Below are 9,367 nucleotides of genomic sequence, written 5' to 3' on the forward strand. Positions count from 1 at the left end.
ATATGCCAAATTTAGTACACGTAAATTACGACCAAACAGGAAAAAGCAAAAGCACCAATGCTTTAGGAATGCGAGAAATGCAAGAAAAAGCATATGAAGGCAGAACTGCTCAATATTTATTGCTCAAAGCACCACCAGCATCAGGTAAATCGAGAGCATTAATGTTTCTTGCTTTATACAAATTGAAAAATAAAGACATAAAAAAAGTAATTGTTGCTGTTCCTGAAAAGTCTATTGGAGCATCATTTGGCACTACAGAATTAAAAAAGTATGGCTTTTTTGCAGATTGGAAACCAAACCCAAAATATAACCTTTGTACACCAGGCGTTGAAAAAAGTAAAGTATCGGCTTTCTTGAACTTTTTAGATTCCGACGAAGAAATTTTGGTTTGTACCCACGCAACTTTACGTTTTGCTTTTGATGGATTAGATGTTAAAAAACTAGATAATACTTTGGTGGCTATTGATGAATTTCATCACGTTTCAGCAGAAGGCGATAATATTTTAGGTCAAGTACTAAAAAGTATAATGGCTAATTCAGAAGCTCACATTGTAGCTATGACTGGTTCTTATTTTAGAGGAGATAGTGTTCCTGTTTTAATGCCAGAAGATGAAGCAAAATTCACTAAAGTAACGTACACATACTATCAACAACTTAATGGTTACGAGTTTTTAAAATCTTTAGGTATTGGTTATCATTTTTACACAGGAAAATATTTTAAAAAGCATCCTGAAAAGGAAATGTCGGCATTAGCAGAAATATTAGACGAAAACCAAAAAACCATTATTCATATTCCGAGTGTGAATTCTGCAGAATCATCCAAAGAAAAACACGATGAAGTTGACCATATTATAGATGTTTTAGGAACAATAGAATACCAAGACGAAACTACTGGAGTAATACACGTTAAAAGTAAAAAAACAGGCAGAATTTTAAAAGTTGCCGATTTAGTACAAGACAATCCAAAATCACGAGATAAAATAAGTGCTTATTTACGAGAAATTAAATCGGCAGATGATATTGATATCATTATTGCTTTAGGTATGGCAAAAGAAGGCTTTGATTGGCCTTATTGTCAACACGCATTAACCATAGGTTATAGAGGTTCGTTAACAGAAATTATTCAAATAATTGGAAGAGCAACTAGAGATAGTGACAATAAAACACACGCTCAATTTACCAACCTAATTGCTAATCCTGATGCTGAAAGTGAGGAAGTAAAACTATCTGTTAACAATATGCTTAAAGCGATTACAGCATCATTATTAATGGAACAAGTTTTAGCACCGAACTTCAAATTCAAAATTAAAAAAGATGACGATGACGATGACGAAGATGAAGAAGATGATGACAAAACCATTAAAATAAGAGGTTTTAAATTACCAACCTCTAAAAGAGCTGAAGCTATTATTGAAACTGACTTGAATGATTTAAAGGCAAAAATATTGCAAAACCCACAAATGCTTAAAGCAATGCCTGGTAATGTTGAGCCAGAGGTAATAAACACAGTTTTAATTCCTAAAATAATTAGAGAAGTTTATCCCGATTTAAGTGATGAAGATGTTGAAGCAGTAAGACAACACGTAGTTGTAGATTCTGTAATTAAAAACAGTACAATCGAGGAACAAGGCGACAAAAAATTTATTAGAATGGCAGGAAGTTTTGTGAATATAGATGATATTCATATAGACTTGATTGACAAAGTAAATCCATTTCAAAAAGCATTTGAAATCTTATCAAAATCAGTAACTACACAAGTTTTAAAACTAATTGACGAGCATATTCAATCTACCAAGTTTGAAATGACAGAAGAAGAAGCCATTTTATTATGGCCAAAAATCAAAGAATGGGTAAAAAATAATAAAGGAGAACAACCGAATATTCAAGCGTTTGACCACAAGGAAAAAAGAATGGCAGAAGCGTTAGTGTTTTTGAGAGAACTTAAACGTAAAAAAACACTTGCAGATGGCTAAAAAGAAACTAACAATAGACGACATTTTTAATGATGATGATTTTGGTTTGTTAGAATCAAAAGTAAAAACTACAACTGTAAAAACAGATGAAGACAGACTTATTGATTCCTTTGAAGAAATAAATATGTTTTTTGATAAGAATAATAGAGAGCCAAATTCTAGCAGTATGTCTGAATATGGACTTTTAGCAAAATTGAAGAACTTTAGACAAAACGAAAAACAAAAGAAAACTTTAAAACCTTTTGATAGACATAATTTGTTAGGTTTTGTAGAAATGGAAAAACAAACCATTGATGATATTTTAAATGAAGAAGATGATTTTGGCTTATTAGATTCTGATAAAGATTTAGATATTTTCAAATTTAAACACACACCAAAACCAGAAGACAGAGCAGAGTCTGATTTTGTTGCAAGAAGAAAAGCAATGAAAGAAAAGGACTTTGAGAAGTACGAAACAATGTTTCAGAAAGTTCATAAAGAAATAAAAGAAGGAAGACGAAAAATAAAACCATTTAAGAACATTGAAAAAAATCTTCACGTTGGAAATTATTATTTGATGGACGGAATCCTTTTGTATTTGGAATCTGCGAACTTAAAGCAGGAAGAATGGGAACAGAAATCTGGAAATAGAGTTCGTATTGAAGGACGAACTAGAACAGTTTTTGAAAATGGAACTTTTAGCAATATGCTTTTTCGTTCTTTAGGCAAACAAATTCAAAAAAGCGGAAAACTGATTACGAACACGAATGAAAAACTAGAACAGGAATTGTTCGTAAATACTGGACTTGTAAAGGAAGAAGATTTACAAACTGGTTGGATTTATGTTTTGAAGTCTAAATCAACAAATGCGGAATTATCAAGTATTCAGAACTTATATAAAATTGGATTTGCGAGTAATTCTGTAGATGACAGAATTAAAAACGCGAAAAATGAAGCGACCTATTTATTTGCTGACGTAAAGAAAATTGCGACTTACAAAGTATATAATCGAAATGCAGATAAGTTGGAAAACCTTTTACACAGATTTTTTGCAAGTGCTTGTTTGGATATTGACTTGTTTAACGAAAAAGGACAAAGACTAAATCCGAGAGAATGGTTTGTCGTACCTTTTGAGGTAATTGAGGAATCAATCCAATTGATTTTGAATGAAAGCATTGTGAATTACGAATATGATTCAGTTTTACAAAGAATTAAACTGAAAAAAGATAAATAGCCCAACTGCCACAACATTTTATAATGACCGAAAACAACCGCATAGAATACAAACGAGAATTGTCCGATGGACTTGAAAAAGAGGTTATTGCTTTTTTGAACTATCGTGAAGGTGGCATTATCTATATAGGTATTGATAAAGAAGGGAACACTTACGGTTTGCCTGATGCGGATGGTGACCAGCTGAAGATTAAGGATAGATTAAAGAACAATATTCGACCTTCCGCACTTGGTTTGTTTGATATTGTTAGTGAAGAACGAGATGGAAAAAACATCCTAAAAATCATTTTGGCGAGTGGTCCAGAAAAACCATATCATCTTAAAAAATACGGGATGAGCGAAAAGGGTTGTTTCATTCGTTTGGGTTCAGCAGCTGAACCGATGCCACAAAAAATGATAGACGAGCTGTTTGCTAAACGTACCCGAAATTCCATCAGTAAAATTAAAGCAGGACGGCAGGATTTAGGCTTCGGACAGCTAAAAATTTATTACGAAGAATCTGGGTATACCCTCGGTAAAACTTTTGCAAAGAACTTAGAACTACTTACAGAAGATGGTGCATATAACTATGCCGGTTATCTATTGGCCGACAAAAATAGCACTTCAATTAAAGTCGCCAAATATTCGGGTATAACCAGAACAGACTTAATAGAGAGCAACGAATATGGTCACGAATGTTTAGTTAAGGCTACTAAACAAGTGATAGATAAAATTGCGGTCGAGAACAGAACAACCACAAAAATCACATCAAAAGAAAGACAACAAGCCAACCTTTGGCATCCCATCGCCTTGCGAGAAGCCATCATTAATGCGTTTGTGCATAATGATTATACCAATGAGATTACCCCAAAGTTTGAGATTTTTACCGATAGAATCGAAATCACATCAGCTGGTGGATTGCCCGAAGGGTTAAGCAAGCAAGAATTTTTTGAAGGCTTTTCAGTTCCACGAAATAAGGAACTGATGCGAATTTTTAAAGATTTAGAACTGGTTGAACAATTAGGTTCTGGCATCCCTCGTATTTTAGAACACTATGGAAAAGAGAGTTTTAGTTTTTCCGATAACTTTCTTAGAATGACTTTTATTGCTAAAGAAGTTGCTGATGAATCTACTATTAGAGATGATAATAAAGAAGTTGGTCAAAAAGGTGGTGTAACTGGTGGTGCAATGGGTGGTGTAACAGGTGGTGCAATAGATGCTATAGACGCACTTACTAAAAGACAAAAAGAAGTACTTAAACTTATTGCAACCAATACTACTATTACTTATACTGAAATAGCTGAAACTTTAGGCATCAATGAATCCCCTGTGGGCAAACATATAAATGCGCTCAAAATCAAAGGGTTTATAAAACGCCACGGTGGCACACAAGGCTATTGGGAAATTAATCTCTAAAAAAATCAGTAAGTATCCTTTTAAAAAGGCGATTTATCTTTTGAACCTCTGGCATCTGCCAGCCACTTACCATTTTGTTTAACCAGTTTAAAAAGTCCTGGTGCCTTATCGTAGGCGGTGGTATATTTTACCCAAGCCAAATCACCCATAATCGTATCCTGCAAAACAGTAAAGTTTGAATCATCCTTTACCGTAACGTTGAACATATTTATAGTATTCATATAGTTGGAATATGCCTGTGGTGTCGAGTTGGCTTTCAAAGCTTTCTCATCCTTTTCATAAAAGCTTTCGATAACAATTTTAGCTGTGGCACTTGGTCCTGAAATCTTAGTTTCGGCACAAGAAAGGAACAGCAATACGAGTAAGCAAATAACGATTTTTTTCATAATATTATTAATTTGGGTTATTGATATATTTATGTGATATTTTCATTTCAATATTTCGTTCGCCATCTTTCTCATTTAAATCTAAAAGTATCCTATGGTTGTTGGATAATGAAAATTTTGGCATGACATAAATGAATCTTACCATTTCATTTTCTGCGATTTTAGAAGGCATATGATGTTTAAAAATAGGCTCTTGATACAAACGTTGTAAAGATTTCTTTTTCCCTTTTTGTCGAGTTTCAACCGAAAGGTTTAAGAAATTTAAATCGTAATCCAAGCTGGAATTATTCCTAATTTGAATAACGAAGTAGAGTTCTTCTTTGTCAAAAACAATATTTTCAAGCCTTAGAATAACACCATCATTTCGCCTTATATACCTTCCAAGATATTGTCTTTTGTCAAGAAGGTATGAACAGAATCTTTGATAATAATACATACTGTTATTAATACCTTTTTCAGAAGTTTTAGTCTGAATTGAATCTGCTACTTTTGGGTTTTCATTCCCAATACTATTAGATAATGGGATAAAATAATTGAGTTTTGAAAGCAGGGCTTTATACCTTACAATATACGAAAAAATTGAGCCATTTCTGTTGATTACCAGAAGATTACTTTCTTTGCCTGGTTGGGCTTGCAGTAATCCGAAATATTGCTCTTTTTCACGATTGTAAGTGAATACAAAATTTTCTGAGCCAGTAATGCCTTGTCGTATTGGCTCTGGAAAAAAGAGTGCGACATTTTTGCTGTCGTTAGCATAAATAGTATCAAGGATTTCTGTTGTTTGTGCTTCAGCCAAAGCTGAAATCAACATAATTAATGTAAATAATATCGGTTTCATAATTTAGGTTTTAAAATAAGTTTATAATTGTTCAGCACAGTAACCTTTAAATTTCGGTTACTACGTCTTAATACTTTTGTAATACCACCTACTTGTGGAACAGTTGGGATGTTGATATCGCCTATAACATCGTCCAAAACTTCATTTGTAGCTTCAGCTCGAAAATTGTTTTCTACATAAATGCCTTCACTACCATCCTGTAAATCGAAAGCTTTAAGCTTTGTTGGATGATGCCTAATGTTTTCTATGGAAATTAAAGCACGATTAGGTTGAAAACTAATAAAACCAAAAACAGGTGTGTTCTTTTGCATCAGTTTACCATTGATAGTTGCAGCTTTAGTAAGTCGCATTCTCAACCTGGTATTCGCTTTTACAACTTGGTCGCCATCAACAACCACATAAATGGTGGCATCTGTATTTCCAATAATTGCAAGCTCGTTGGGTTTTGGCGCAGCAGCAAAAAACAGTTGATGTTCAAGGCCCAATTCCTTAGATTGGATTTTAAGTTCTCTTAGTATTTCTGTAGAATCAATTTCTACAGGTTGTTTCTTTTCGACTTTCTTTTGACCGAAGTTTGCATATCTCTCTTCTGAATATTGAATCTTACCAGCATCGTAAATACTATCGACAATGCGTTTCTTTTCACGTTCTGGTAGATCAGGATCGTAATACCCCATAGAATCGATTAATTTTTCATCATATATACTAGGTGCATTATTTTCACGTACTTCTTTCAGATCATTAAGAGCATCCAATTTAGAATCATACTCTTTTTGATTTTCTTCCAAATCTGGTATCAAGGTCTGTTCAAGATTGTCGTTTTCATTGTCATCATCGCCCATTACCATCACGGAATAGGAAATAAGGAATATGAAAACAATAGCTAAAACTGCTATAAAAACTATTTTATTCTTTTCTATTTTCATCACTAAGTTTTTTTAAGGTGTTTTCGAAATAATTTGTAATTAAAAGTCCGTGTGGATTGTTAGGAAAATTTCTGTCAACCATAATTAGGTTTCCGGTGGAAACTAATTCATAAGTATCGATTATTGTTCCTCTATTGATTTCAAAAATGGTTGTAGCGGTAAAACTATATACACCATTATTGTCGTTTATTTTTGAATCGATGCTGAGTACTTTTTGAACTAAGGAAAATTGCAATAATCGATTATAAACACCATCTGCTTTTTTCTGGCGATAAAGATTATCCACAGAGCTATTACCCAACCAAAGTGCCTTTTTCAAATTCTTCTCATAGTTGCTTGCATCGATGTTGTAGAAATAGGTGTGAAACAATTCTAAATGCGCCAAAGCTTCAACTCTAAAATTTTCCTTTTGGCTCACTAGCTTTAATGGAATAATGCTACCATCTGTATTAATGGCAAATGCACTATTCATTGCATTTTTGTTAGTAGTAAATACCATCCAAACTGAAAAAATGCTAGATAACAATGCGCAAATGACAACTGCCAAAACAATAAATCGATTGAGTTTTAAAACGTTGTAGATATTTTTATATGGTGTTTTCATATTTTTATTTTTAATCTGACTTAGGCAGTAAATAATCTGAGTGTAAAAGATGTGGCTCGTTTATAAAGCTTGAATTTTAGAAACACGATAAATGCAACAGAACCTAATTGAACAACAGGTGCGAAAAAGCCTTGACCTGTATCGGTCCCAAATAGGTTGACCCAAAAATTGGTATTGATTTCTGTATAAATTGCGTTCACAAATACATTGACGAGAAAGAAAGCTGGCACGAGCATATACACGGCTGCATACAGCTTGAAAAATGTATAAGCAAGAGAACGAAACTTTTCAAAAACCGCCAAACTAATGACCAATGGGAAGAATGCTTGCATTATTCCTAAAAGAAAAAAACGTTCTGCTAAGAATAGTGGATAGATAAACAAATCCAATATCCATAGTATCGTACTCAGGATAAACGCCAATATCTTGAAACCATATAATGGCGTTACCAATGCTTCATACAGAAGCGTCATTGCTGAACTTGCGGCATCAAAAAGACTTACATCTTCCTCTAAAGGTATGTCTTGCATTTGCAATGGTAATAGCGCAGGTGCAGTCCCTCGATATTGTCCTTCAATGGCAACTAAAATACCATCGAAAAACCCTAACACCTGCGTTGAAAAAATAACCAAAAGCACAACCGCAAAATTCTTTGCAAGTTCCCCAGGACTCAATCCCCAAGAATAACCATCTTTATCCGCAATACCTTCATTATATTTCTTTAGGATATTGACTAGAAAAAACAACACAGCAAGCGTTTTCATTCCAGCAATGGTATATTGCGAGAAACTACTGTTCTGTATGGTTTGAAATACCGCATCGATATACTCTAGCCCAATCCCTAAAAAGATGGTTGCGGTCATTTCTAATAATTTGTTTCGCGATTATTGACTTTATCCTGCATTTTTCTGAAGGAAATAATATCCTTGTAGCGTTTCGTTTTTGTCTTGATATTGGAAACCATTTCCTTTGATTCCAATTCTTTTTCTTTTAGGATTTCTGCACGTTCGGCATCACTCATTTTTAGATTATCGCTGGATAAGATTTCACTCATAAATTCAACGGTGTCCAATGAGTTTTGGACTATGGTATCGAATGATTCTACAACCTTAGTAACTTCATCTGGTTTTATATAAGGCGAGTTCAAAATGTCTTGCAAATCATTTTGCATAACATTAATAAGACGTTGATTATTTTGTGCAATTTCCTCAACCGCTCTAAGCTGTTGCACTACACTCGAAACTTTTTCTATGGCTTCTTTTGCATCTTTTAGAAATTTCACAGACTTAATCATTTGAGCGGTCTGTTTACCAGATTCTACAAGTTGTTTTACCAAACTGATAAAATTGGTGTTGTCATAAGTTGGCATTCCTTGGCTTGTTACCTTTGATGGAATTAATAGCATTAATGCTACTGCCATTACTAAAATTCTGATTTTGTTTTTACTCATTGTAAAAAAATTGTTTTGGTATTCGTGAATCTTCGATTTCATAATATTACGTTTTAGATGTGAATTGAATTATTGCTTTTTGCATGTCATGATGCTCTTCATAGAACTTCATTATGTCTTCGTTTTCCTGTCCATCGGTTAAATAGGCTGCATAAACTTCTTTAGGCACTTCAAGCCTAAAAATGTTGCTTTCCTTTCCGATTTTGATAAACATTTCGGTATACTTCCGTGGACCAGAAAGATTGTTTTTAATGGATTTTAATTGGTTTAAGTCGTGGCTAGATAGATTGAGTCTTTTAACCAGTTCTTCATAGCCTTTTTCATTATTCAGACTGTAAATGACTTGGGTATTCTCTAAGATGCTTGCTGATGTGGAATTATTAGGAAGTTGATTAATGGATTGCAGTATAATTCCAATTGCACCATTTTGTTTCCGTATAGCTTGATAATAGAATTCGACACTTTCAAGTACGTTTTCAAACTTCAGTTGTTTGGCAAACTCATCGAAAAGGATAATGCCCTTTTCAGCACGGTTTTTCCAAATGGTTCTTTGAATGGCAGGGTGGATTCAAGGTGCTAACGC

9 protein-coding genes and 1 pseudogene are annotated in these 9,367 nt (G+C 33.7%); 3 read left to right on the top strand and 7 right to left on the bottom strand.

Translation table 11 applies throughout. From position 1 onward, the window contains the following. The first annotated feature begins 2 nt into the window (after window positions 1–2). The 3 genes from KO493_RS04760 to KO493_RS04770 are packed head-to-tail and all read left to right on the top strand — an operon-like array spanning window position 3 to window position 4,580. A complete protein-coding gene (locus tag KO493_RS04760; protein WP_216066789.1) occupies window positions 3–1,973 on the top strand; it encodes a DEAD/DEAH box helicase in 1,971 nt (656 codons plus the stop codon). Further along, window positions 1,966–3,186 (top strand): GIY-YIG nuclease family protein, encoded by a 1,221-nt coding sequence (locus KO493_RS04765; protein WP_216066790.1) that lies wholly within the window; start codon window positions 1,966–1,968, stop codon window positions 3,184–3,186. Before KO493_RS04760 ends, KO493_RS04765 begins: the two co-directional genes overlap by 8 nt. Before the next feature lie 23 nt (window positions 3,187–3,209). Continuing rightward, the gene (locus tag KO493_RS04770) at window positions 3,210–4,580 is read left to right on the top strand and encodes an RNA-binding domain-containing protein (RefSeq protein ID WP_216066791.1); all 1,371 of its coding nucleotides are present in this window, start codon (window positions 3,210–3,212) and stop codon (window positions 4,578–4,580) included. Between the two features lie 20 nt (window positions 4,581–4,600). On the opposite strand, the gene KO493_RS04775 is transcribed toward KO493_RS04770, so the two are convergent. From KO493_RS04775 to KO493_RS04805, 7 genes and pseudogenes are all read right to left on the bottom strand, one after another. Further along, on the bottom strand, window positions 4,601–4,966 hold the full coding sequence (locus KO493_RS04775; protein WP_216066792.1) for a hypothetical protein: 366 nt from the start codon (window positions 4,964–4,966) through the stop codon (window positions 4,601–4,603). A gap of 7 nt (window positions 4,967–4,973) precedes the next feature. Beyond that, window positions 4,974–5,804 (bottom strand): DUF4138 domain-containing protein, encoded by an 831-nt coding sequence (locus KO493_RS04780; protein ID WP_216066793.1) that lies wholly within the window; start codon window positions 5,802–5,804, stop codon window positions 4,974–4,976. Continuing rightward, window positions 5,801–6,730 carry a conjugative transposon protein TraM gene (gene traM / locus KO493_RS04785; protein WP_216066794.1) on the bottom strand — a complete coding sequence of 310 codons (930 nt, stop codon included), beginning with the start codon at window positions 6,728–6,730 and terminating at the stop codon, window positions 5,801–5,803. The genes KO493_RS04780 and traM overlap by 4 nt, the downstream gene beginning before the upstream one ends. After that, on the bottom strand, window positions 6,711–7,334 hold the full coding sequence (locus KO493_RS04790) for a conjugal transfer protein TraK (protein WP_216066795.1): 624 nt from the start codon (window positions 7,332–7,334) through the stop codon (window positions 6,711–6,713). Before KO493_RS04790 ends, traM begins: the two co-directional genes overlap by 20 nt. A gap of 20 nt (window positions 7,335–7,354) precedes the next feature. Next, window positions 7,355–8,197 carry a hypothetical protein gene (locus KO493_RS04795; RefSeq protein WP_216066796.1) on the bottom strand — a complete coding sequence of 281 codons (843 nt, stop codon included), beginning with the start codon at window positions 8,195–8,197 and terminating at the stop codon, window positions 7,355–7,357. Between the two features lie 2 nt (window positions 8,198–8,199). Beyond that, on the bottom strand, window positions 8,200–8,826 hold the full coding sequence (locus KO493_RS04800) for a conjugal transfer protein (protein WP_216066797.1): 627 nt from the start codon (window positions 8,824–8,826) through the stop codon (window positions 8,200–8,202). Between the two features lie 4 nt (window positions 8,827–8,830). Then, window positions 8,831–9,352, bottom strand: a pseudogene (locus tag KO493_RS04805) (TraG family conjugative transposon ATPase); the annotation flags it as partial. Window positions 9,353–9,367 lie beyond the last annotated feature (15 nt).

The organism is Pseudotamlana agarivorans, from assembly GCF_018860245.1.
GTDB lineage: Bacteria > Bacteroidota > Bacteroidia > Flavobacteriales > Flavobacteriaceae > Pseudotamlana > Pseudotamlana agarivorans_A.